Below are 24,056 nucleotides of genomic sequence, written 5' to 3'. Positions count from 1 at the left end.
TAAAGATAGCGTTATTCAGCTTTTATTTGTAGTACTTGTTCAATATTTCTTACTGAATTTGAGCACAAAAGATTATTTATAAATCTTTTAATTATCAAATCATTATATTAATAAGTTGAATTGGGTGTGTACTCAGGGTTGATATCGCCGCCTACTTCTTCAGGATCAACATCGTTAATAAGCAATGTTTCGCGTACAGCTTCAATGTGATCAAGCACACTTTGGTAGCGCTCGCCATATTCATACTTTGTCACTTCAATCGCTTTAGGCATGTAAGTAAAGGCTATTTTAAGTGCGTGGAGTGCTTCTTCGTTTATTTTTTCGCTCATAATGTTCTCTTATGTGTAGGTTATAGCTAACCTGAGTTCTGGATAATAAATCTATCTCAAGCAGCTATTTTTAGCGCTAATTGCGTTGAATTTCCTTGCAATAGACCAGCTATTGACGCGTAAATTCGCCTTGTTTTCACCAAAAATTTCTAGCTAGAGAGAAACAGACTTAAATATCGTTATTATTTATAGTGTTTTTAAATCTCTTAACCAGAATTCAGGTTAGTTAATAAAATACCACCAAATACGATTCGGTAAAGACCAAAACTAACAAAAGTGAAATTTTCTAGAAACCGTATGAATAGTTTAATAGAAAAATAAGTGACTATAAAAGGCTTTAAAAGGGCTGTTACGCCATCTAATGTTTAAGCAACTCGTAGCCTGAGGGAATAGCTAATACAGGTAAGCCAAGAGAAAACGAAAAAATCAAACTCGGCTTCACTGAAAAGGGGCATTACTGCGTACCTAAATTGCACTGCATAGCATAAAAGCTAATAAGAAAAACCAACCGTGCTTTTAGTATAAAAGCGGCTTAATTTGTTTAATAAATTGCATTAAGTAATAAATGCACAATATAATGGCAATTGTTATCATTTGCATGTGCGGTTTTGTATATGTTTAGGCAAATTTAATGAGCGAAGAATGGATAATAAAAAAACGTTTACAGCCACACGGCGAAGACACTTAATTGCGTGTGTATTAGCACTAATTACTGCGGTAATAATAATTCCGGGTATGACAACCTACTTACCGTTTCAAATGAATGAACAAATATTACTGCCTATTTTACTTTTTCCTGTTATTTGGACTGCGTTGTTTATTTATGCGTATTTGGCGCAAAAGGTATGGCAACCTTTTGTTGTGATGATTGTACTGTGTGTATCACATGGTTTATTGAGTTTTTGGGCGTTAACGCAGGGGCAGGGATGAAGTCGATTACTTTAAAAAAGCTATTTTTATTACATAGCTGGGTAGGAATTATTACTGCGGTACTGCTGTTTATTGTTGCATTTAGTGGGGCATTAGCAGTGCTGTCGCGACCTGAGTTAAAAATATGGGCAAATCCAGAGCTACAATCTAGCCAACACGTTGCCAGCGCGCAAATTAATCGACTAGTAAATGAATACCATAAACAAGTACCTAGTGAATTTGGCGAAAACATTCATGTGTTTTTGCCAAGTGGACATAACTTTCATTTATTAACGTTGGTATTTGAATCTCACCATGGTGATGAAAATTACGACCAAGAGGTGGCCAGAGTATTTCAATTTCATCCCAATACATTGGCGCTGGAAAATACTTACTATGGGCCTAGTAAAGAATTTTACGCTAATAAAAAAACGGATGCGCCAACTTATATAGGCGAGTTTCATGCAGACTTGCATTTAGGGCGACCAATTGGGTTAATACTCACTGGATTTTTAGGCCTAACGCTTTTAGTAAGTGCGGTTACAGGCTTGTTTATTCATCGTAAATTGATAAAAGAGCTTTTTACGTTTAGACGAAATAAAGGGTTAGATATTGCAGTCAGTGATGCTCACAAAGTTATAGGTATTTGGGGCAGCGTATTTAATATTGTGATTGGTTTTACAGGATCATTTTTAGGGCTCGCGACCATTATTTTACTACCAGCAGCTGCGTTTGTGAGCTTTGGTGGCGATCAAGATAAGTTAATAGAAACGTTTACCGCCATTCCTGAGCCGGTAGTTAGCCATATTAAGCAACCTACAAAAATAGACACTATTTTAGAGAATGCCCATAGCCGTTACCCTGAAGCAGTAATTAGGGATGTCACAATAATGGCGCATAACGATGCGAATGCGCAGGTGTATTTGCGTTTGTTAGGTGGCGAGGCTGTTGCTTCTCAGTTACTGCATTATCGTGGTAATGGTGAGTTTGTGCAGTCGATGAGTAGTTTTGGTGATATTTCGGGTGTATCAATACAAGTAATTGAGTTGATGTTTCCGCTGCACTTTGGGAACTTTGCAGGGGTGTTTGTAAAATTACTTTGGGTATTGCTTGGCTTAAGTACCGCGCTTTTACCTATTTCAGGGATGATGATGTGGCTGGCAAAGCGTACACGTGGCAGTAGCCCGTCGCTGAGTATGCAGGCATATGCACGATGGAATCGTTTTATTATTGGCAGTTGTGGAGGTTTGGTATTAGCAAGCTTTGTGTTATTTCCTTTACAAGTTGTACTTAATTATACCGTTATTGGTGTGGCGCAAAATAGCTTTTTTGGACCCGTGTTTTTTTATACGTGGTTGGCATGGTTACTCTTAAGTGTATTGCCTGTAGGTTATAAAAACTATTTTAAGCTGACTCTTTTGCTATGCGGCGCTTCGCTTGCGTTGGTGCTGCCGCTCAATATTATATTTGGCGTGAGCAATGTTATTAACCTTAATAGTACGTTTGTTGCGGTAGTAGATATAAGCTTTATGGTGGTGGGTATCGCGTGTATTTTTGCTGCCTTAAAAATAAAAAACACACAAAAATTACAAGCCGAGGTACAACCCGCATGAACGAGCTACTAATTACAATTGCAATGGTGAGTTTGCTACTAATGATGCTCAACATACGAAAAAATACACTAACAATAGTGACTAAAACATTTTTAAGTACGCTGTTATTTGGTTTAGCGCTGATATGTTTTATGAGTATTTACGGTATTTTAGGCGGTGCAATATGCACCGTTGTCGGGGCCATGTTAGCTGGTTTACTAACTGCAGTTATTGCGGGTAAAGCACCGCAATTATTAGGGTGAAAAATGCAGTTATTTAGCTAAAAAGGCCTTAGCAGCATCAATCCCCATGTTGTAACCACTATTAAGTATTTCAAACTTTTTAGTGGTACGCCCAACTTTAAAGTTAGCAGGTGGTGCAATAATATTGATTTTGCAGTCATTTGGTGGATTCATAATAAAATCGATAGACTTATTATAAAAATCAGATCTACCTAACGTAGTTTGAATTAATGCGGGGTAGTCTTTATACATTTTTTTAGTAAGCCAAGGTGCTTTACTTGGTTTTTTACGATAGCCCAAACATTGAGACAAAATAACGGTGATTTCACGTGCGCCCATTTCGTAAGCTTTTATTACCGGAATTGAATCAGCAACCCCGCCGTCGGTCATCGCTATGCCATTAATAATAGGGTAGTCACGATATGCGATGGGTATAGCGCACGATGCTTTTAATTGATGTACCATATCGGTGCTGGTGGCTTTTAAATAGTGCGCTTTGCCCGATTCGATTGCCGTAGATACAATATAAAACTCGTGTGGAGTTTGATCAAATACTTCCGTATGGAGGCGTATTTCGCGAATTGTTTCTTGCCAGAGCCAGTCTAAATCAAATAAATGACCACCTTTAATAAAACGCGCTAAATTGATAAATTCAGGTCGGCACGAGTAGTCGGTAATCACTTTATAATTTCGCATTGGTTGCTTACATAAAAATGCGGCTATATTCGTTGCGCCAGCTGATACACCAAAATAGCGTTCAAACGGTTGGTATTGTTGTTTTAAAAACTCATCAAGTACACCTGCGGCAAATATACCACGCATTGCACCGCCTTCAACGACGAGTGTATTTTTATTATTGTTGTTCATGGTCAATCCTTTTATGAAATTTGATGTTATCAACTCAGTCTAAAAATTACTAATGGTGTTGATAAATTAAAGCCTGGTACACATCGCGAAATTCACTGTTTTCTGGTAAGGTTTAATATTACAAGGCTTTGTTAATAATAAAGAATAATTACTTATGTTTGATCCTAGCGTAACCATTTTTGAAAGCACACAGTATCAGCTTGCAGAAAGTCCACTTTGGCATCCTGTGCTGAATACTTTTTTTTGGGTCGACATAAATAAAAAATTACTTTTAAGCAAAAACATACACAGTGAAAGCCAACTAAAAACAGTTAATATGCCCGATACGCTCAGTGCAATCGCTTGGATTGATGAGCAGCACTTGCTGCTCTGTACAAGTACTGGCTTATATAAATATCATATTAATTCAACTACTCGACATCTTATTCTTAATATTGAAAATACACAGCTAAATAGGCGTTCAAACGACGGCCGTGCTGATCCATGGGGTGGCTTTTGGTTAAGTACAATGGATGTAAATGCTAAAAAAGGGGATGGTAAAATATACCGTTATTATAAACGCCAGCTTAAAGCCGTTGTAAATGGCTTGAGTATCCCAAATGGGTTGTGCTTTGATAAGCCACGTTTACGCGGTTATTACTGCGACTCTTTAACGAGCTGTATTTATGTATTAGATTTGGATGAGCAAACTGGCGAACCTTGCGCTGAGCCACGTGTTTTTTATCAATTTAATAATATGGATGTTGACCCCGATGGCTGCGTAACCGACAAATTAGGCAATTTGTGGCTAGCTGTGTGGGGAATGGGGTGTGTTATGTGTTTATCCCCAGACGGTGCGTTAATTAAAACGATAAAGCTTTGTGCAATAAAACCGACATGCGCTGCATTCGGTGGTAAAAATGCTGAGTTGTTACTTGTGACATCGGCGTTTGATGAGGCGGTTAATAATACTGTTAGTGAGCAAGGCGCTGTATTTCAAATCTCAGGCATAAAAAACGGGCAGTTTGAGCCGCCCGTTTTACTGTAATTTATTATACACAGTGCTTGTTTTAAAGTGATGATTAGCTTTTAGGCTTAACCCACATAACACCCACTTCTTTTTTGGTTACTAAGACTTCAGTACCGGCGCTAATTGGTTGCTCACTTTTGAGTTTCCAGCTAATACCTGAGTATTGATGTGTAGTTAAACCTTGTTCTGTTACATCGCTAGCAAGTACAAAAGTAAGTTCAGCAAAATCACTATTTACCTGTTTTTTATCTACGCGATTTTGCATTTGTTTTAATGGTTTCCAAAGTACAACCGCCAAGCCTGCGGTTACAACTGCGTTACTCCAAAGGGCTATGGTTAATGAGTCAGGTAAAATACCAAAACTCATTAATAATCCGGTAAGGAATAACGATAATCCAAAAAACAATAAAATAAATGTAGAAAGGCCAAGTACTGCTACTTCTATTATTAAAGCAACAATACCAAGTACCATAAGTGTTTGCGGTAAATTTTGCGTAATAAAATCCATACAAACCTCTTTATTTAGTTATTAACCCTGATGCTTTTTATTTAAGCTATTAATGATTGCCATACCTTGGGCAACCATTGAACTTGCATCTGTCGCGTTGTCTGGCAGTAATACAATTGATGACTCACGAGCAATGGCTTCTTTAGCAGCGATTGCTTTAGTTGCTAAGTCTAACTGAATTGCTTTTTGGCCTTGCTCTGTATCTGCGGCTTCACCTATTTTAATAAGTGCATTTGCTTGTGCTTCTGCAACCGTAGTAATAGCTGTTGCTTCACCTTCAGCGCGTAAAATTTGCTCGGCTTTGTCGGCTTCAGCAGCAAGTACTTGTGCTTGTTTTTTACCTTCAGCAACGTTGATATTTGCTTGGCGATCACCTTCTGACTCTAAAATTTGAGCTCGTTTAACACGCTCAGCTTTCATTTGTGCTTCCATCGCTTCCATAATAGAGTTAGGCGGCACAATATCTTTAATTTCGTAGCGAAGTACTTGAATACCCCAAGGCTCAGATGCCTGATTTATAGCTGCAACAATGTTTGTATTAAGTAAATCACGCTCTTCAAATGTTTTATCAAGCTCCATTTTACCTAATTCTGAACGCATGGTTGTTTGCGAAAGTTGTACAACCGCAAATGTATAGTCGTCAACGCCATACGTTGCTTTGTACGGGTCTAGTACTCTAAAGTACAGTACGCCATCAACTATAAGTGAGATGTTATCTTTAGTGATAGCTGACTGCGATGGTACATCTTGAGCTTGTTCTTTTAAGCTACGATCAGCCGATATTCTATCAATAAATGGAATAATAAAGTTAAGACCAGCTTCTTTAGTTGATTGGTACTTACCAAAACGTTCGATTAACCAAGCGCGATTTTGTGGTACAAATTTAACGCTACTTTTTAAAAGCACGATAACAAAAACAAGTAAAAAAGCCTCAACAGTAAAAACCATATCGAGAATTTGTGTGACTGGATCCATTTAAACATTCCTTATAATAATTAAACGCTGAGCAGTTGTATTGTTTATAATTTCAGCGTGTGTAGATTATCACTACTAAGGCGTTTTAACCACAAAAATAGGCACTAGAGAAGTGGGGTGATATAGCATTTTTTGAAAGTGCTGGCATTTTAATTTTATCAATTTTTACTGCACGAACCGGAAAGTTTACTTTCGAAAAAATATTCTATTCTCAGTTTTATATTGGATGTAACTCAATAGCTGTATATTAATTTACTTAAATACAGGGCTATTTAACAATGAGAAAACCACCCCATAACGAGACAAAATTATTATATCTATTTACTTAACTTTTTAGTGCGTTTAAGTGCGTAAAGTATTACAATTGATACTGTATATCATTACTCCTTCCAGTTGAGCCTTTTAATGGCTTACTTGCATTTTAAGTATAGGTAATTCAAGCACTTCATGACAGAGATCACTACACACCAAGCTTCACGCCGTAGGCTACTGATTGCCCTGGCTATCACGTGCTCATTTATGGTTATTCAAGTCATCGGGGCTTATTATTCAAATTCACTTGCGGTACTTGCTGATGCGGGTCATTTATTTGTCCATAATAGCTCACTTTTTATTGCTTTAATTGCGTCTAGCTTAGCGATTCATTTTGCTAAAACCTATAATGATGGACATCAACGGGCTGAGTTATTAGGTGGACTTGTAAATGGTGTTTTGTATTTAGCTATTAGCTTAATTATTTTGTATGAAGGCGGTGAACGGTTCATGCATCATAGTGAGGGGCATGAGCTTGCTATTAATAGTTATTTAATGTCGGTAATTGCGGGGATCGGGTTTTTGTTTCATGGTGCCGCTGCTTGGGTTTTATACAAAGGACGCAAAGCAAGTATTAATATCTATGCCGTATTCCTACACTCATTTTTTGATTTAATTTCTACTGTATCGACTTTTGTTGCTGGTGTGCTTATTTATTTTACTGGCTGGGATGTAATTGACATTCTATCTAGCATGTTGATTGCGTCGTTTGTTTTATTTACTGGTATTAAAGTAATTATTAGTTGTATTAAAGGTTTACGTTTAAATAAAACGCAGTTACCAAAAGCAATTGATATTGAAAACGAAATAACGCGTATGGAGCACGTGCATGATGTGCATAATGTCACTGTTACTCGTAAGTACAGAGGGATCGTAGTTGGTGCCCATGTTGTACTTAAACAGCACTGCACTATTGAAAAACACGACGAAGCGTGTCGCTTAAAAGTAGAGCAAGTGCTGTCAGACAAATTCAATGTTAAAAGTAGTGTGTTGCAAATAGAGAGCCATGCTGAGCATACGCATGTTCATTAATTTATGAACATGCTGGGCGTGATTTTATTCGCATACGAATTAGTAAAATTAAATTAACCCCAAAATTTCTTCAAAACAACTATTTTTTCGTAACTCTTTGGCGCTCATTGGCTTTGCAAAGTAATACCCTTGTAGTACATGGCAACCTATATTTGCTAAAAATATCATTTGCTCTCGTGTTTCAACACCTTCGGCAATGCAATAAAGCTCTAAGTTTTCAGCTAACGAATATATCGTTTTAATAATAGATTCATCGTCTTTATCAATGCCAATACTATTAACAAAACTTTGATCAATCTTAATTACATCTATAGGGAACTGACTTAAGTACGTTAATGACGAGTAACCCGTGCCGAAGTCATCAAGCAGTAATTTGAAACCAGCTGCTTTTAAGTTTTGTAATTGTTTAGCTGCTTTAAACTTGTCTTCAAGTAAGATACTTTCTGTAATTTCAAGTCTGATCTGCCTTGGTGATATTTGTGATTTTGCTAATATATAGAGTAGCCGATCAGTTATATTCGCTTTTAAAATATGTTTAGGTGATAAATTTAAAGAAATATAAAACAATGGGTTATTGCTCAGAATTGGAGCAAGCTCAATAAGTGCTCGTTTCATTGCTTGCTCTGTAAGTTTTTCTATTAATCCTGTTTCTTCTGCGATAGGGATAAATACAGCAGGTGACACTAATTGACCTTTATTATCCCAGCGCATCAGTAGCTCTACACCATTTATAGTTTTTGTTTTTATATCAACTATAGGTTGGTAATGATTAAAAAACCGATTGTCTTTTACGGCATCTTTTAAATCATTTTCAAGAATAAGCTTTTGTTTTATTTCTTCATTCATTTCTTCACTAAAAAATTTAAATCCATTTCTGCCAGCTTGCTTTGCATGCATCATTGCAACATCAGCATTTCGGATCAGTAGATCTGCATTTATAGCATCGAATGGATAAAGAGCAACACCAATACTGGCAGATATATTGATAGAGAAATCCTCAATAATGACTTTGCTTGCCAATTCGCGGCTAATTTCTTTTACTGTCTCAGTAAGCGACTTTAGTGAATCTACGTGCTTTATCAGTACTAAAAATTCATCACCACTTTGGCGGCCAAGTATTGCTTTGTTACTCAGTATATTTGTTACGCGTTGTGTAATATTACAAAGTAGCTTATCGCCCACGGCATGCCCAAATGAGTCATTTACGGGTTTAAATTTATCAAGATCGATAAATAGTAGTGCACATTGCTTATTGCTTTTGTCTGCATGATTAATCGCTTTTTCTATTTTTTGATGCATTAAGCTACGGTTTGGTAAGCGTGTTAGGGGATCAAAATTTGCTAGATAGCGAAGCTCGTTTTCTGCATTTTTCTGTTCGGTTAAATCAGAGATAACGACAACGTAGTAGCTTACGTCATTGGTGTCTTTTGCTACTGCTGTAACGCTTATATGTATAGGATGCTCATTGTTTATTGCGGTGTTGATATAGGCATCTGTACGCCAATTTTGTGTTGGCTTTAACGCCTTTAATATTGCTGAATATTCTTTACACTTGGCTTTACCTATCGCTTTAATGAAAAGTTTAGGGTTTAATTCGGCAATAGATTTTTTGTTTGAAAATGTATTAATAAAGCTATTATTGGCTGAAAAAGGCATAAGTTGATCATCAAGGATCAATAGCCAATCGGTTATTTGACTAAAAACCTGACCAAGAATAGCCGCTTGTTGTTCATTGGCTCGTTGCTCTGTAATGTTTGTATAAATACCTGAAATATACAAAGGCTCAGAGGATTGTGGTTTATACACAATTTGGCCAAGGTCTTGATACCATAACCAATGACCTGTTTTATGGCGTAATCTATATGTAGCTTGCCAATTATTTTGCAAGCTTAGCGTATCGTTTTGCTGAGCATATGAAAGTAATTGCCCCTCAATTCGTCGGCGATCATCTGGATGTATCAAGGCTAAAAAATCATCTAGTTGAATACGTTTAGGTAAGTCTAAATAACCTAGCTCTTTTCCGCGTTGTGTGTTTACAGAGTTATCCTTAAAGTAATAGTTCCATACACCGCTTTTATTATTTTTAAGCGCAAGCTCAGTTTGCTTTTGCGAATCGTTCGTCGCTCTGTGAGCTTTTCCAATCACAATTTGGCGACTGCGATACTGCCAAAAAAGTAAAGACAAAATGATGATAATACCGAATAAGTAGGCAGTATAGGCAATAGGTGATTGCCAAGGGGCATACGCTACATTAAAGTTGAATGTTTTTGGTATGCTTATATTAACTCCATCTCTGGTGTATGCCGATACAGTGAGAGAGTAATCGCCGGGTTGTAATTTAGTAAAAAAGACTTTATTTACTTTTAAATCATCATAGGTAAGCAAGGTTGGTCCTGATAAAGTGACTTTATAACGTACTTTGTCTTTGTTTTGATAATCAAAGATAGAAAAGCTAATCATCAGGCCCATATCTTTATGGCTAAGCATTAATGGCTTGTTAGTGTATTCATTTGGATAATAACTTAGGCTTTTTGAAAATAGGCCTATATCAGTAATTGCAAGGCTACTCTTTGAACTGGTAGTGATAAAATCAGATGGATCAAATACCTGTAGTCCAGAGTTACTGCCAAATGCGAGCTGATTATCTTGCAGTCTAACGGCTGAAATTGGCTCAAATTCATTTGTACTTAAACCATCTTCTATTGTGTAAGTATTAGTATTAAGCGTATCTAAATTGAGCTGATATAAACCATTATTACTACTAACCCATAAAAATCCGTTGTGATCATCTGCAAGCAACGAATAGATAGAATCAGTTCTCAGTGTGTTTTTTAAGCCTATATAATGTTTTCTTTGATACGTACTTGGGTTTACACCAATTAGCCCTTCCTGAGTGGTAGCTAGCCACAAAGTATCCCGAGCTTCATCAAGGTAAATATTTTCTACTGTATGAAAAACATTATCTTTAGTGCTGTTCGATTGAAAAATAGTGGTGAGCTTTTGCGTTTTCTCATTATAGCGATATAGTCTTTTTGCAGTGCTCAATAGCAGCTCTTCAGGATGCGATTTCAATGGTTGGTGAAATGTATAAGCCTTTAGAGGGTTGACTTTGTCTTTCAATCCATTGATTACTCTGCTTTCTCCTGTTTTTCCACTATAGATATAAAAGTTTTCACTAGACATATAGGTAAAAACATCGGAGCTGAAAGGGGAAAACCCATATAGATTCTCACCATTCACGCCACTTTTTTTCTGGTTTCTTTTTCCGATAATTTTGCCGGTGCTTTTGTCAAATAGATCCAGTCCATTAAACCGCACTAACCAGAGGTACTTATTATCAAGCTGAGAAGGAAAAATGTCGTATACGGAATATTCACCATAAACCGCTTTAGAGTCAGTTGATTGCAAATATGTTTTACTGTCTTTTGTTGTTAAGTTGTAGCGAGTTAGACCATCGTTGGTGCCTAACCAAAGAATGTGATTTTTATCTTGATAAATTTTATTTATGGTATTGTTTTTAGGTAAGGTAATCTGCTTAAATCTACGAGTCTGAGTTGCCCATGTAAGTACGCCTTGTGTTCGAGACGCGAGCCAAAGTACACCTGATCTATCAAGCATTAAATTGTTTATTGTATTTTCGGTGATGTTAAATTTGCTTTTATCAAAGCTTAAAATGAATTCTAATTGGGTTGTGTCTCTGTGATATTGAAACAAACCACTTTCAGTTGCAATAAACTCACCATATACAGTGTTCGCATAATCCCAAATATTATAATCAGCAATAAGAGTGGTAATCTGGGTAGGATCAATCTGTTTAGTGGTGTTAAATGCAATGCGATACATTCCTTCCACAGTGCCAATTAACAGCCCTAAGTCATCATCAATTGTTAAAAACTTGATGTCATTGTTGTCGACTGTTGTTTTTTTAGGTTGGTGAATTGTCAGCGGCGCCAGACTTTGTGTTTTTAAATTATACGTAAAAAGTCCATTATCTGTACCTACATAGAGTATATTGTCGTAAATTTTAAGAGCTCTGATGTAATAATTTTTATTTTTTAGAGCTATTTTTAAATCTAATTTTTTTTCAGCATTATTAAAGCTAAATATTTTTTCGTTTATCGCAAAATAAAATGTATTTTCTAATTGTGTGATACTAGATATAGGAGAGAAATCTGTTTGTTTTTTATCTAGTTGACCCGAATAAATTTTTTCTGTTTTTAGGGTCAGCGGGTTAATCATGTATGCGCCAGATACATCGGTAGAAACAATTATTTGACCGTCTTGGGTTTTAAACAGTTTATTAATGTAGTCTTGGTCTAGGTCGAAACCCCCATCAAAGGTTTTTATTTGATAACCATCATATCTGTTTAGTCCTTGTGCCGTGGCAATCCAGATGTAACCAATATCATCTTGAATCGATTGCAGTGCATAACTTTGTGATAAGCCTTCATCAGTTGAGATGCGTTGTAGCTGTTGAGCATAATTTTGCGAAGCTGATACACTTCCTATGCCAAGAAAACAAACAGCGATGGTGAGGAAAAAAAACTTACTCCAATACACTTATAAACTCGCCCCATAATAAGTAGGATAGTATTGTAATATAGCATAAATTTAAATTTTGACTCGTATGAAAGATACATGAGTCAAACATTTTTTGGTGATTGAATTAAGTTAACTTTTAAATACTGGTGTTATAAACCCATGAGGTAAATATGAGTAGGGTATTTAATATTGATGCTTCACAAAGTGTGCTTTTAGTGATTGATTTGCAAAGCAAGTTGGCACCTGCGATAGAGTGTTTTCCTACAATCTTGAGCTGTACTTTACAGCTGGCTCAAACGAGCCTTATATATGGTATACCCGTTTTAATTACAGAGCAGTATAAAAAAGGCTTAGGTGGCACACAAGATGAAATAAAAGCGCTTTTACCAAAAGCAACGTATTTCGATAAAACACACTTTAGTGCCTGTGCCGAACCTGGTTTTCTGGCGAGTATGAAGCAGTTTGCTCGGCCTCAGATAATTGTTGTTGGTACTGAAGCACATGTTTGTGTATTGCAAACATGTTTAGATCTTTTACAAAGCGGGTTTGACGTAATTGTGATTGCAGATGCCGTCGGTTCTAGAAATGAAAAGCATAAGCAAATTGCTATTGATCAATTACAACAAGCGGGTGCTATAATTTCGTGTGCTGAAACTGTTATTTTTCAATGGGTAAAAAATTCAGCAACGACAACATTTAAAGAAGTTTTGTCTATAATAAAATAATGAATAGACCCTGCTTTAAATTAAAAATAAAGCGGATAAATAAATTCACCAAATTTTCCTGATTCCAATGAACTTATTGGCGTTTAACTACGTATGAATCGGGCTTAACTGATAAATCAAAAGTAGTAAGGTTTTTATGTCTAATGTTTCTAGGTTATTTACAATTATATTTAGTCTGCTATTTATTGAATCAATAGTTTTAGGCTTATATTTTGATACGTTGATGCAAGCTTTTGTTGTAGGTTTGCCACTTTGTTTGTTACCTATTTGGTTACTCAACACAAATGTAAATAGTCAAATAACACCACATATTGTTGCAGCAGCAACTATGATGTTTTCTTTTTTGCATATACAACAAACGTTTGGTCTGATTGAAGTGCATTTTGAAATATTTATTTTAATGCCCATGCTAATCGTATTTGTACAATGGCGTGTATTTATAACTGCAATTTTATTTGTCGCTGTCCATCACTTTTCTTTTTATTACTTACAAACTCAAAATACAGGTGTGTATGTATTCGACCCTGACAGACTTGCTTTTACAACGGTACTTATCCATGCCGGGTATGCAATAGTTGAAGTTATCGTAGCTGGGTATATCGCAATAACATTACGACGAGAGCGTAGAGCTGGTTTATCGCTAAGCTATGCAACAGAGCAAATAATGCAAGACCCTGCTCACATTAAGCTTTCTTTACGGGCTGACGCTACTGAAAGTGAAGCTGTTTTAGGTTTTAATACGTTGCTCGACTATTTATCTGATGTAATTAAAGAAGTGCAGACACAATCTGACTCTTTACAAGGTAACTCTCAAGAGTTGATTCAAGTACAGGCTCAATTAGCTGACGGGGCACAGCAACGAACACAACAAACTGATGATATTGCCAGTTCGGGTGCCCAAGTTGCGCATGGCTTTAAACTTGTAGAGCAAGAAAGTGAGATTTTAAAACATCAAGTAGATAACATCACCCAAGCCGCAAGTGATGCCCTGCATGAAGTGCTACAAACTGACAGTAAGAGTAGAGAACTACTAACTCTTTTAAATCATACTGAAGAGCAAATTAATCATTTAGTTGCCGCTGGGGATGTTATTTCAAGTCTTCTTAATGAAATATCAGGTATTGCTGAACAGACTAATTTATTAGCATTAAATGCGGCAATTGAGGCTGCGAGAGCGGGTGAGCACGGGCGTGGCTTTGCTGTGGTTGCTGATGAGGTTAGATCACTTGCGAATAACAGTAAAGCGACGACAGACAAAATTAGCCTTACATTAAAAGATTTAGTTAATAACAGTAAAACATCAACCCAGTCTATGAGCCAATGTGTTGATTTTGTTGTTGATTTAACACATATAAGTACTGCAATGAAAGAGAACATTTCTGCAATGAGCGAGCAAATTGCTGCGGTATCTACAAGTACAAATTCGGTATCACAGGTTGTTGCAGAACAAGCAGTAAACACCTCGCAAATAGCTACGAGCACTGATCATATGCGAAAAAATCAATATGAAGACACTAAAATAGTTCAACAACTGACCTCTAAAGTACAATTAATACATGTCAGTATTGACGTGCTAGAGCAAAGTATTGCCAAATTTAAATAAGGTTAATTATTGGAATGCCATACTTATCATTGTGTGGTTTAGTGTTGTTATAACTGGGCTGGTGTATTTTCAATTAGGGCAGTTAAAAACTTTTGATAGCGCTAAAGTATTTATGCAAAAAAGTTGGTTTAATGACTTTAAACAACAGATTGTGTGGGACAATAAAGATACAGCGTCGCTGCTACTCGTTACTGAGGAAAGTTGTGGCTGTTTTACGCAGGCTAAGCCGCATATAAATTCACTCACTACTTTTGCCAAAAGCAAAGGACTTGGTGTTGTGCAGGTTCAACTAACGCAGCAATTGAAGCGAGTTGTACCTGCTACGCCTGCTGCTGTCATTATAGATAAGCACGGGCAATTTGTTTATGCAGGGCCATTGTCTGAAGGATTAGCGTGTTCACAGGGGAGTGGCTTTGTTGAAACAGTCATTACTAATTTGGCTTTAGGGTTTAATTCTGAGTTATTAATTACTGACACAAAGGGCTGTTATTGCACAAATAACGAATCATAAACACGCCTCGTTAAGTAATTACGTTATTGCAAGTGAGATTTATTTTCATTATCATGCCCGCACCGTATTTTTGCCTATTTAATTCTAATGAAATTTTCTCTTTTATCTCTTGCAATCACATCTATTATTTTCAGTTCTGCAAACGTAATCGCTAGTGAAGTAGAACAAACATCACTTAATTCATTAAACAAAGCTGAAAACGCTATTGAGACTATTGAAGTAACGGGTCGCGCTTTTTCATTATATCGACCAACAGAGTCAGCATTTGGCACACGCACCAATACTCCACTAGAAAAAATACCACAATCAATTCAAATATTGCCACAAGCTTTAATAAGTGACCAAGCTGCACGTCAAATTACCGATTTATACAGTAATATCGCAGGTGTAAATGGTTTTAGCTATTCGGGTGTTACTTTTAGAGGATTTCGCCAAGACGAAATTTTATATGATGGCGTAAAAGGTGATCCGTTTAATGGCTTTGCTGTTCCGCAGTTATTTAACATTGAGCAAGTTGCTGTGTTAAAAGGTCCCAGTGGGGCAGTTTATGGAAGTGGTAATCCTGGTGGGATTATTAACTATATGACTAAAAAGCCACAATATGACGCTAATACTGCCATTGAATTAGAAATCGGGAATGATGACTTTATAAGTGGCGCATTCGAATCAACGGGTAGCGTGAATGATGAGCAAACGCAAGCTTACAGAATTGGTATTTACAAAGATAGTCAAAACCCGTTTAGATATAACACGGCAGAAGATAATACCATTATAGATTTAGGCTATCGCTTTGATTTTAATGATGAGTCTAATCTTGTGCTGCAATATACTAATATAGATCAAGATTTAGGAGGAGCACGTTTACGTGGTGTGCCTGTTGACGAAAATGGTGATTTTATTGCAAGTAGAGATTGGAATCATAATGAAGCAACTGACTATCAAAAAATGTCTGCGGACGTATACCAAGCAACGTATAAAAACCAATTAAGTGATGTGTTTAGCTTAGATGTTACGACTCGTTATTTTACCAATGAAGAGCAACAAAACTATCATGAGCCACGTGGCTTGTCTGATACCGATAATGATGGTGTTGTTGATTGGAGTGAACGCGAATTTAGAGATCAAAAGCGCGAGAATGAAGGGCTAAGTATTACCGCTAATTTAATTGCTGAAACAACCATAGCCAATATGGAACATATGTTTTTAGTGGGCTCTGATTGGTACTCATCAAAATTTGATGCCGTGTACCGCACTGCGACTCAACAAAGTAAAGGCGGCCCTGTACCTGGACTCTCGCTGATTGATCCACAATATGGTTTAACATCGGCGGCTAATTACGACTTAGAAAATATAACACCGCGAATTATAAGCACAGACTCAAAAAGGTTAGGTATTTATATACAAGACCAAGTAGATATCACTGAAAAATGGAATGTAACTGCAGGCTTGCGCTACGATCATTTTGAAGACACGGATAAAGTATCTAACGTTGAGTTCTCTGATAGCGATGTTACTTTTAGGGTAGGTACTAGCTACAATATTAGCGATACTTTTTTTCCTTATGCTTTATATGGCACCGGTTTTTTACCGCAAGATGCAGCAAGCCAGTCGCAAGAAGTTGGTGGACCATTTGAGCCTGAAAACAGCCATATTACAGAGCTAGGTTTACGTACTAAGTTACTTGATGACTCGTTAGCCATTAATATTGCGACGTATCAGATTATTCGTAAAAATATATTACAAACCAGCTTATTGCAAAACGACACGGGAATTGATCAACTTGAATCCCTAGGTGAAGTACAAAGTGATGGTTTTGAGCTTGAGATAGTGGGTGATATAACTGACAAGTGGGTTGTTACCGCAAGTTATGCGTATAACGACACGCGTATTAATGAGCAAAGTGAAGATTTTTCTGCGCAAGCAGAAGGCACTGATAAATTTGCAAATGCCCCACAAAATACAGCTGGCTTATGGACGCGCTACGATTTACCAAACATCAACTCATCAATAGCTGCAGGGCTTGACTATGTTGACGAACAAGTAAGCCTTGATGGCGCACACGTTAAGCCATATACAATTTATAACATGGCCTGGAAAACGCAAGTAGAAAACTGGACATGGCAAATATCAGTTAAAAACGTCTTTGATAAAGAATATGCATCGAGTGGCTTTATTGACCGCACTGGGCATTTTCCTGGTGAGCCAAGACGCGTATACTTATCTGCAAAATATCAGTTTTAATACCAAAGTACCTCTAAGATAAAAGTACGAAAGCTCAATAATATTGAGCTTTCGTTTTAAAGTAAATGTAGTTAAGGTTGGAAATAGCTGCTTGAGATAGGTTTATTCTCCGGAGTTTGGGTTAAATAGTAGCAAAACCATATAACCCTAGTAAAACAAATACACTGGCCGAAACTGCACGCACTGTATTTAATGGCACTTGGCTTAAAAGCGCATTACCTGCAAAAATAACAGGTACATTTGCTATTAACATGCCCAGTGTAGTGCCAAGAGTAACCCACCAAATTGATTGGTATTGCGCGCCTAATAGAATGGTTGCTATTTGTGTTTTATCACCAACTTCGGCAATAAAAAACAATATACACGCGACAAAAAAAGCACCATATTTATCGTGCTTATGGCTAATTTTTTCATCCTTATCAGGAATAAGCAGCCAAAGGCCAACGCCAATAAAACTAACATTAACAATCCATGGCATGTACTGAGTTGCAAAGTTATTGCTCAGCCAATTTCCAAACCAAGCACTGAGGCCATGGTTAATAATAGTTGCGGCTAATACACCTAAAATAAGTGCTATTTTATTGTGAAAACGGACGGCAAGTACTAACGATAAAAGCTGTGTTTTATCACCTATTTCAGCTAAGGCTACGGTGACGGTTGATGTGAAAAAAACTTCCATAAATATTACTTACAGGCGGGAATATTAAACCAAGGCAAACAACTATCTCCCGCCATGAGGATAGTGCCTACCTAGGTCTCGCCGATAATGCTGCTACAACATTACAAACTTACCATGCACGTGAGGTGCAATTATGTTGATAAGTTTACTCGTTTATCAATTAATTAAAATATAAGTGCTCTAGTTCACTAACTAGTTATTTATTGTAATTGACAGTACTGAGTGGGCTACTCCCCCAAGAGAAATTGCATTATTCCATAAATTTTTTATTCGGTAAATATTAAGAAGAGTATGGCGTTTGCTTTTATTTTAAAAAATGAATAAAAAGCAGACGCTATAAATAGCATCTGCTTTTATATATTTAAAATCAATTAGTTAAACCATAGTGAGCTTTAAAATTCACTTAAGCCTGAGGTTTAATTAAGTATTTTTCACCGGTTGCTTGCTTAGAGTAAGCCGCAATTGATTTTAAATGCAATACTTCAGCTAATGACACTTCATGTGTGTAGTGACTTGCAAATGTGGTAGTAATTTCATTTGCAACACGTTCGCGCATCGCCATTACTGTATTAGTTCCTAATTTACCTAATGCATTAAATAATAAAAATCCATTTACAGCCCAAGCAAAACCAAAGTTACGGTTTAGCGTAATTGGGCCTCGATCTAATGCACCATAAATATAAACTTGCTTGAATGTGTCAGAGCCATAAATAGTGTGCTCTTTCATATCACGAGCTGCAGCAACTTCCATACAATTAAGAATATCACTTGTTAATTGACCACCGCCAATGGGGTCAAACGCAATCGTTGCACCCGTTTCAATAATTGCCGCCGTTAAGTCCGAAAGAAAAGAGTCGCTACTTGAGTTAACAATATATTTTGCACCCATGTTACGTAATAGTGTTTCTTGTTCTGCTTTACGCACAATATTTATTAAATCAATACCATCGGCAATACAAATACGGTTTAACATTTGGCCTAGGTTAGAAGCTGCAGCGGCATGAATAATGGCTTTATGACCCTCCGCGCGCATGGTTTCTACCATTGCTAGTGCGGTAAGCGGGTTAACAAAAGATGACGCACCTTCTTTAGCTGTAGTCCCTTCTTTTAATTCTAAACAGCTCTGCACATTGGCACATATAAATTGACGATAAGTTCCTCCACCAATTACAGCTACGGTTTTACCTATTAATGCTTGTGCTGCTGGCGATGAGCCAGCTGCAACAACAGTCCCAGCACCTTCATTTCCAACTGGCGTTGCTTTATCAACTCGCGTTTTAAGTGAGGGCATAAATTGAGCCGGAACATCAGCTGTAATAACAGGGTTTTGCACAGTACCTGATTGCACCGCTGTAGACATATCAGCTGCGCTGAATAAAACGCCTAAGTCTGAAGGGTTTAGTGGAGCAGCTTCAAGACGAACAACAACTTCATCGGGGCCAGGTTGCGGCATTTCGATGTTTTTTAAAGCAAGTGTTAGCTTACCATTTTCACTAATAGTTGAAGTAAGTTGAATATTTGTATCTGCCATTTGGGTCACTCCTGTCAATAATTAAGTTCGTTGAACCAATCGCTTTATTGTATTGGTTATTTTTTGATTACACTTAGCGTAAAATATTACTTTGGATTCACTGCTTGAATTTGAGTTTTAATCTTTTGCATAAACTCAGGTATATTTGCCTGTCGATCCGCTTCTACTTTTTGGGCAATAGCAGATTGACTCATCGAATCGTTCCACTCTTTCATTTTAGGTACTTGTGCAAGTACATCCCAGTCAAGTTGGCTAGAGCCAAAAGCACTGACAATGGTGTTAACGTAATAAACGTAAATATCAGCCATTGTAAATTGCTCACCCGCAATACAAGGAGAAAATTTACATAATCGACTTAAGGCAATAACGCCACGGCTTAATACTTGGCGTACTTCAACTTTTAGTGATTCAGGGACTTCAGTGCCTGAAAATACATAAGGTATTAATCGTCTACTTGGCAATTCAAAATAAAGTTCAGCTACTTTCATTATTTGGCGAACAACAGCGCGTTCTCCGGCATTTTCTGGGTATAACGCATTTTCAGGATAAGTTTCTTCAATAAAGTCACAAATAACACTCGACTCTGAAATATTAAGTCCTTCAGATGTAGTAATAGCAGGGACTTTACCGACCGGACTGATGGCCAATAAGTCATCGTTACCACTATAAATTAGGTGTTCTTTAAATGAGAGTTCTTTATACAAAAGTACATGTTTTACTAAGTTGTAATAGTTACTCGCGGCGAAGCCGTGCAAAGTAATCATAAATCAGTTCCCATTATTAATGTGAAGGTACTTTTTAATTGCATCAAAAATGCAAATTAAAATCTCAGTCGTTAAGCTAAATACATTATTACTTGTTTTAATTTGGTTATATATAAGAGAAAATGCGAATCACTTTTGCCTTTAAGACAATAATAAAGGCATTCGCAAATTTACTTAATGGAGAGAAGAGTTGGATCAACTTCGGGCAATACGATATTTTAATAAAGTAGTAGAAACAGGAAGTTTTACTAAAGCTGCAAACGTTTTTAATGTACCGCCATCTTCTTTATCAAGGCGAGTTGCAGATTTAGAAAAAAGTTTAGGTGCAACGCTTTTAAAGCGATCGACCCGTATTGTAAAGCTGACTGAAGTAGGCCAGATTTATTATAACGACATGCAGCAAATACTAAATCAGTTAGAGCAAAGCAATGAAACTGTTCGTAGTTACCAAACTACCCCAATGGGACGTCTACGTATTAGTTCGATGGTGGGTTTTGGCGAAAAAATCCTACTTCCTTTACTTGATGAGTTCAGCCAGCTGTACCCAGAAATTATATTAGATGTTAGTTTAAGTGATGAGTTATCAACACTTGGACGTGATGATGTTGATATTGCTATTCGTGGCGGTTACGCCCCAAATGAGCGAGTACTTGCAATAAGGCTTATGGACAATGGATTCATTCCCGTCGCTTCACCCCGTTATTTAGAAAAATACGGGGTGCCGATGAACGCGATGGAGTTGCAGCATCATAAGGGTCTTTATTTTAAAGCTCCATTAGGGCCAACGCCTTGGTTGTGCAATATGAGTGGTCAATGGCATGATGTTTCAGGGCCTGCTGTCGCTATTTCAAACAATGGACCTTGGCTTGCAAAAAAGGCGTGCAACGGTGAAGGTATTTTAATGTCTACCCGATGGGCGTTAGCTTCATATCTAGAGTCAGGAAAATTGCAAGAGCTTACGTTTGAACATGAACTTACCATAACGCAAAGCGCCGAAATGGCCGTGTACTTGTTATATCAAAAACAACGCTACTTAGTACCAAAGGTAAAAGCGGCTGTGGATTTTTTAGTGCAAAAAATAAAAGTAACAAATGAAAGTTAATAAAGTGAGTAATCTCAGGGCGCTATATTTACGCTTAGGCACTTCAGATTTGAATCCGCGAATCGATTGTTTTTAACCAGCGACCTATTCGTTCACTATTATCTAATGGATGGAATGAAAATAACCCGCAATAAAAGGTAAATTATTAACTTAAAAATTAAATTAAATTGCCACCGTTTTGTTTGCGCAATTAGAGTGGCTGTCTAGTTTATTTTGTTAGAAAATCGTGTCGATAACAAGGCAAAAATTTCGTTATTTAGTTGTTCTATATCAGAAATTTTTAACGTGGTTAGCGTTAAATTTAATCCCTAAAATTGATTAAGTATTATTGCGGATTGGTATTACTGCTTATCTTTATGCCGCTTAAAAACTAAGCCATAGACCAGAACTGACATAAAGGTAGTACACCCAACCCACATAAAATATGTATCTCATTAAGCCGAAAATAAATTATATTCAACATCTTAGTTTCTTAGCTTAGTTCTGAAATTGAATTTTAGTAGGTCAGGATATAATCTATTAAGTCACTCAGTCGTAACAATATGACTAAAAGGCTACAACGTCTTATTAGTTAATCTTTGATAAACCAATTAATGCATTCTCACTTTCACCATCATGGCAACGGCTATCATTACCGTCTCTATTCTCTATGATTAAAGTGTATTCACTGCCATTTTTTCCTTCAGCTATTGCCACTAATACCGGTGCTAATAGATATGCCTGTTCTGGGTATACAATAACAGGTTCAAGCTCAAATCCAGAAGCTCGTTCATAACGAACTTCAAAAGTATCAAACGTTGAAAATACGTCTGTAATAATACCACTGCAAGTAAATACTTTGGCTTGACTTGAAAATGATATCGCCAAGATAAGACTTAAAACTACTTTCAAAAATAAATTTTTCATCACTGTAATCCTATATTATTTACCAACCTAATTGTTAGTAAAATGATAATACCTAGTAACTTACTTAAGATTGGTGACAAAAAAATTAACATTTAATGACATAAGTGAAAGTAACAAAGACGCCCATCCTAAACTTTCGCGAGTATTTCATGATGTAGTAGACAGGCTGTCATAATAAGCAAGTTACTGTAAAATTTTTAACCGAAAACGGCGAGCGAATATCAGTAACTGCGAAAAACTATTCGCATAAAACTTAAACTACTCAATAAAAAGTTAAAACTGAATCATGCAGCCATTTCATGTGTGTAATTTAGGTTTAATAGGGCTAATGACTTATTTAATGGATTAAATGAGAATAACCGTGCATTTACTTGTTCAATTAGAGTGACTGTCGGCTTTAGTTTGAACCCCTAAAATAAACTTCTAAAACCCCGTAATCCCTTGTAAAACCAGTTAAAATAACAGCAAATCCTCTTTTTATATTTTACGTAAAATTGAAGTAACTAATTGAATCAAAATAGGAACTCGGCTATGGTTAATGCATCAATAAAAACAAATAAAAAACGAGTTAATCTACAGGCTCGTTAGACACTCATGAAGAAACAGCGACCCACAATACCAATTTCAGAGTGGAAGCTAGCTACTCACCTAGAGGCTACCCGAGAAATACAGAATCAAAAGGGTTTGCCTGCCCATGATTGCAATTGCGAATGGTGTTTTATCTGGAAATGCGGATTTACAGAGTTGCTACCTAAAGATTTGCGGGAGCAGTTAACTAGAATAGGTATCGAGATAAGGCATCCCACTGATCTATATAAATTCGGAGATACTGATAACGGTTCATCTATTCGGGTTGTCTTTCACGCCATAGGAAAAATATTAAGTGGTCCAAATCAATGGACGGCCAATGAAATGGGTGAAACTCTGATGTACCATACTGTTCGTAAAGAGCCATTCCTATCTTTAGTAGTTTTTCCTCAATGTAAATCATTTGATGAAGCGCCTACTCTCAAAAACACAGCGGCTGGGGATTTAGTTCGTATCGATATTCGTTTAGAAATACCAACTGAGGTAGTAGATATATATGCCTAATCGGGTAGCCGGAGGTCTCTAACCTCCAGCCCCCACACCACCCATCATGCGGGTCCGCAATGGGCGGTTCATCTCCCGTAATGAATATTGATCCAAATATCTCTTAATGACACTAAACCTTGTGACGCTAAATAGTCATTACCTAATGCAATGTTAATTCCTTTTGTTTTCGAGCTTCGACAAGGGCCTTTGCTGGTGATACCACAGGCTATGGCGAGTCGTTCGCTAACACCCAGTTTTATTAAACTGCGTACTTTCGTGCGTGGTTTACGCCATTGCCGCCAGTAGCACATTCTTATCCTACGGCGGATCCAATGATCTAAATCCACCGTTAACTGATAAGTGTTGGCTATTAGGTAATAGTGTCCCCAGCCACGTAAATACTGCGTGAGTTTATGAATTTGTAGGGTCATTGAGATCCCCCAGTTGCGGTTAGTGAGTTCCCTTACATTTGCTTTAAATTTCTTTAGCGCCTGTTCGTGGAACTGTGGAAGATTAGGATGGCAGCCATCCTAATTATTACGAAAAAAGCCAACAAAAACAGCATGAGAGTGCGTTATTATAAATAAGGAATCACGCAAAAAG

General features: G+C 37.0%; 20 protein-coding genes and 1 pseudogene. 11 read left to right on the top strand and 10 right to left on the bottom strand.

Annotated features, from left to right (window positions below):
- Nucleotides 1-107: 107 nt before the first annotated feature.
- On the bottom strand, nt 108-329 hold the full coding sequence (locus P20495_RS16095; protein WP_007375621.1) for a hypothetical protein: 222 nt from the start codon (nt 327-329) through the stop codon (nt 108-110).
- 642 nt (nt 330-971) lie between these two features.
- Here P20495_RS16095 and P20495_RS16100 point away from each other — a divergent pair.
- Genes P20495_RS16100 through P20495_RS16110 form a run of 3 tightly spaced genes read left to right on the top strand, consistent with a single transcriptional unit; the run spans nt 972 to nt 3,093 of the window.
- Nucleotides 972-1,259: a hypothetical protein gene (locus P20495_RS16100; protein WP_007375620.1), complete on the top strand. Its 288-nt coding sequence runs from the start codon at nt 972-974 to the stop codon at nt 1,257-1,259.
- Nucleotides 1,256-2,851, top strand: coding sequence for a PepSY domain-containing protein (locus tag P20495_RS16105; protein WP_193371847.1), 1,596 nt, complete (start codon nt 1,256-1,258; stop codon nt 2,849-2,851). Before P20495_RS16100 ends, P20495_RS16105 begins: the two co-directional genes overlap by 4 nt.
- On the top strand, nt 2,848-3,093 hold the full coding sequence (locus tag P20495_RS16110; RefSeq protein ID WP_008134420.1) for a hypothetical protein: 246 nt from the start codon (nt 2,848-2,850) through the stop codon (nt 3,091-3,093). Before P20495_RS16105 ends, P20495_RS16110 begins: the two co-directional genes overlap by 4 nt.
- 9 nt (nt 3,094-3,102) lie before the next feature.
- Here P20495_RS16110 and P20495_RS16115 read toward each other — a convergent pair whose 3' ends face one another.
- Nucleotides 3,103-3,939 carry a patatin family protein gene (locus P20495_RS16115; protein WP_008134419.1) on the bottom strand — a complete coding sequence of 279 codons (837 nt, stop codon included), beginning with the start codon at nt 3,937-3,939 and terminating at the stop codon, nt 3,103-3,105.
- 154 nt (nt 3,940-4,093) lie between these two features.
- Here P20495_RS16115 and P20495_RS16120 point away from each other — a divergent pair, with 154 nt between their 5' ends.
- Nucleotides 4,094-4,966 carry an SMP-30/gluconolactonase/LRE family protein gene (locus P20495_RS16120; protein ID WP_007375616.1) on the top strand — a complete coding sequence of 291 codons (873 nt, stop codon included), beginning with the start codon at nt 4,094-4,096 and terminating at the stop codon, nt 4,964-4,966.
- Between the two features lie 34 nt (nt 4,967-5,000).
- Here P20495_RS16120 and P20495_RS16125 read toward each other — a convergent pair whose 3' ends face one another.
- Both P20495_RS16125 and P20495_RS16130 read right to left on the bottom strand, forming a co-directional pair.
- Complete coding sequence (locus P20495_RS16125; protein WP_008134418.1) at nt 5,001-5,456, bottom strand: NfeD family protein; 456 nt, start codon at nt 5,454-5,456, stop codon at nt 5,001-5,003.
- A gap of 21 nt (nt 5,457-5,477) precedes the next feature.
- Nucleotides 5,478-6,431: a slipin family protein gene (locus P20495_RS16130; RefSeq protein WP_007375614.1), complete on the bottom strand. Its 954-nt coding sequence runs from the start codon at nt 6,429-6,431 to the stop codon at nt 5,478-5,480.
- 447 nt (nt 6,432-6,878) lie between these two features.
- Between P20495_RS16130 and P20495_RS16135 the strand changes: the two genes are divergently transcribed.
- Complete coding sequence (locus P20495_RS16135) at nt 6,879-7,775, top strand: cation diffusion facilitator family transporter (RefSeq protein WP_033015172.1); 897 nt, start codon at nt 6,879-6,881, stop codon at nt 7,773-7,775.
- A 48-nt stretch (nt 7,776-7,823) separates the two neighbouring features.
- Here P20495_RS16135 and P20495_RS16140 read toward each other — a convergent pair whose 3' ends face one another.
- Nucleotides 7,824-12,335 (bottom strand): EAL domain-containing protein, encoded by a 4,512-nt coding sequence (locus tag P20495_RS16140; RefSeq protein WP_008134417.1) that lies wholly within the window; start codon nt 12,333-12,335, stop codon nt 7,824-7,826.
- A 152-nt stretch (nt 12,336-12,487) separates the two neighbouring features.
- On the opposite strand from P20495_RS16140, the gene P20495_RS16145 reads away from it, so the two are divergent.
- From P20495_RS16145 to P20495_RS16160, 4 genes are all read left to right on the top strand, one after another.
- Complete coding sequence (locus P20495_RS16145; RefSeq protein ID WP_007375611.1) at nt 12,488-13,042, top strand: isochorismatase family protein; 555 nt, start codon at nt 12,488-12,490, stop codon at nt 13,040-13,042.
- A gap of 136 nt (nt 13,043-13,178) precedes the next feature.
- Entirely contained in the window at nt 13,179-14,645 is a 1,467-nt protein-coding gene (locus P20495_RS16150) for a methyl-accepting chemotaxis protein (RefSeq protein ID WP_007375610.1), read from the top strand.
- On the top strand, nt 14,629-15,156 hold the full coding sequence (locus P20495_RS16155; RefSeq protein ID WP_008134416.1) for a DUF6436 domain-containing protein: 528 nt from the start codon (nt 14,629-14,631) through the stop codon (nt 15,154-15,156). The genes P20495_RS16150 and P20495_RS16155 overlap by 17 nt, the downstream gene beginning before the upstream one ends.
- An 87-nt stretch (nt 15,157-15,243) precedes the next feature.
- Nucleotides 15,244-17,397 carry a TonB-dependent siderophore receptor gene (locus P20495_RS16160; protein ID WP_008134415.1) on the top strand — a complete coding sequence of 718 codons (2,154 nt, stop codon included), beginning with the start codon at nt 15,244-15,246 and terminating at the stop codon, nt 17,395-17,397.
- 121 nt (nt 17,398-17,518) lie between these two features.
- On the opposite strand, the gene P20495_RS16165 is transcribed toward P20495_RS16160, so the two are convergent.
- From P20495_RS16165 to P20495_RS16175, 3 genes are all read right to left on the bottom strand, one after another.
- The gene (locus P20495_RS16165; protein ID WP_008134414.1) at nt 17,519-18,076 is read right to left on the bottom strand and encodes a TMEM165/GDT1 family protein; all 558 of its coding nucleotides are present in this window, start codon (nt 18,074-18,076) and stop codon (nt 17,519-17,521) included.
- 403 nt (nt 18,077-18,479) lie between these two features.
- Nucleotides 18,480-19,607: a zinc-binding dehydrogenase gene (locus P20495_RS16170; protein WP_008134413.1), complete on the bottom strand. Its 1,128-nt coding sequence runs from the start codon at nt 19,605-19,607 to the stop codon at nt 18,480-18,482.
- Between the two features lie 86 nt (nt 19,608-19,693).
- Nucleotides 19,694-20,371, bottom strand: a complete 678-nt coding sequence (locus tag P20495_RS16175; RefSeq protein WP_008134412.1) for a glutathione S-transferase family protein — start codon at nt 20,369-20,371, stop codon at nt 19,694-19,696.
- A 190-nt stretch (nt 20,372-20,561) separates the two neighbouring features.
- On the opposite strand from P20495_RS16175, the gene P20495_RS16180 reads away from it, so the two are divergent.
- Nucleotides 20,562-21,473 (top strand): LysR family transcriptional regulator, encoded by a 912-nt coding sequence (locus P20495_RS16180; protein ID WP_008134411.1) that lies wholly within the window; start codon nt 20,562-20,564, stop codon nt 21,471-21,473.
- 567 nt (nt 21,474-22,040) lie between these two features.
- Here the strand turns inward: P20495_RS16180 and P20495_RS16185 are convergent.
- Nucleotides 22,041-22,340 (bottom strand): hypothetical protein, encoded by a 300-nt coding sequence (locus P20495_RS16185; protein ID WP_242401456.1) that lies wholly within the window; start codon nt 22,338-22,340, stop codon nt 22,041-22,043.
- Nucleotides 22,341-22,973: 633 nt separating this feature from the next.
- On the opposite strand from P20495_RS16185, the gene P20495_RS20210 reads away from it, so the two are divergent.
- Nucleotides 22,974-23,471, top strand: a complete 498-nt coding sequence (locus P20495_RS20210) for a hypothetical protein (RefSeq protein WP_033015166.1) — start codon at nt 22,974-22,976, stop codon at nt 23,469-23,471.
- 68 nt (nt 23,472-23,539) lie between these two features.
- Here the strand turns inward: P20495_RS20210 and P20495_RS20205 are convergent.
- A pseudogene (locus P20495_RS20205) lies at nt 23,540-23,959 on the bottom strand (group II intron maturase-specific domain-containing protein); the annotation flags it as partial.
- Between the last annotated feature and the right edge of the window lie 97 nt (nt 23,960-24,056).

It is taken from the genome of Pseudoalteromonas sp. BSi20495 (assembly GCF_000241185.1).
Classification (GTDB): domain Bacteria; phylum Pseudomonadota; class Gammaproteobacteria; order Enterobacterales; family Alteromonadaceae; genus Pseudoalteromonas; species Pseudoalteromonas fuliginea.
Note: the sequence above shows the minus strand (reverse complement) of the source record. Positions and strands in the feature narration are given on the sequence as shown.

Bases quoted from the DNA above. Each gene is read 5' to 3' on its own strand.
- P20495_RS16100 (WP_007375620.1), top strand. From the start codon at position 972: ATGGATAATAAAAAAACGTTTACAGCCACACGGCGAAGACACTTAATT.
- P20495_RS16110 (WP_008134420.1), top strand. From the start codon at position 2,848: ATGAACGAGCTACTAATTACAATTGCAATGGTGAGTTTGCTACTAATG.
- P20495_RS16150 (WP_007375610.1), top strand. From the start codon at position 13,179: ATGTCTAATGTTTCTAGGTTATTTACAATTATATTTAGTCTGCTATTT.
- P20495_RS16135 (WP_033015172.1), top strand. From the start codon at position 6,879: ATGACAGAGATCACTACACACCAAGCTTCACGCCGTAGGCTACTGATT.
- P20495_RS16165 (WP_008134414.1), bottom strand. From the start codon at position 18,076: ATGGAAGTTTTTTTCACATCAACCGTCACCGTAGCCTTAGCTGAAATA.
- P20495_RS16095 (WP_007375621.1), bottom strand. From the start codon at position 329: ATGAGCGAAAAAATAAACGAAGAAGCACTCCACGCACTTAAAATAGCC.
- P20495_RS16145 (WP_007375611.1), top strand. From the start codon at position 12,488: ATGAGTAGGGTATTTAATATTGATGCTTCACAAAGTGTGCTTTTAGTG.
- P20495_RS16175 (WP_008134412.1), bottom strand. From the start codon at position 20,371: ATGATTACTTTGCACGGCTTCGCCGCGAGTAACTATTACAACTTAGTA.
- P20495_RS16115 (WP_008134419.1), bottom strand. From the start codon at position 3,939: ATGAACAACAATAATAAAAATACACTCGTCGTTGAAGGCGGTGCAATG.
- P20495_RS16105 (WP_193371847.1), top strand. From the start codon at position 1,256: ATGAAGTCGATTACTTTAAAAAAGCTATTTTTATTACATAGCTGGGTA.
- P20495_RS16120 (WP_007375616.1), top strand. From the start codon at position 4,094: ATGTTTGATCCTAGCGTAACCATTTTTGAAAGCACACAGTATCAGCTT.
- P20495_RS20210 (WP_033015166.1), top strand. From the start codon at position 22,974: ATGAAGAAACAGCGACCCACAATACCAATTTCAGAGTGGAAGCTAGCT.
- P20495_RS16130 (WP_007375614.1), bottom strand. From the start codon at position 6,431: ATGGATCCAGTCACACAAATTCTCGATATGGTTTTTACTGTTGAGGCT.
- P20495_RS16170 (WP_008134413.1), bottom strand. From the start codon at position 19,607: ATGGCAGATACAAATATTCAACTTACTTCAACTATTAGTGAAAATGGT.
- P20495_RS16125 (WP_008134418.1), bottom strand. From the start codon at position 5,456: ATGGATTTTATTACGCAAAATTTACCGCAAACACTTATGGTACTTGGT.
- P20495_RS16160 (WP_008134415.1), top strand. From the start codon at position 15,244: ATGAAATTTTCTCTTTTATCTCTTGCAATCACATCTATTATTTTCAGT.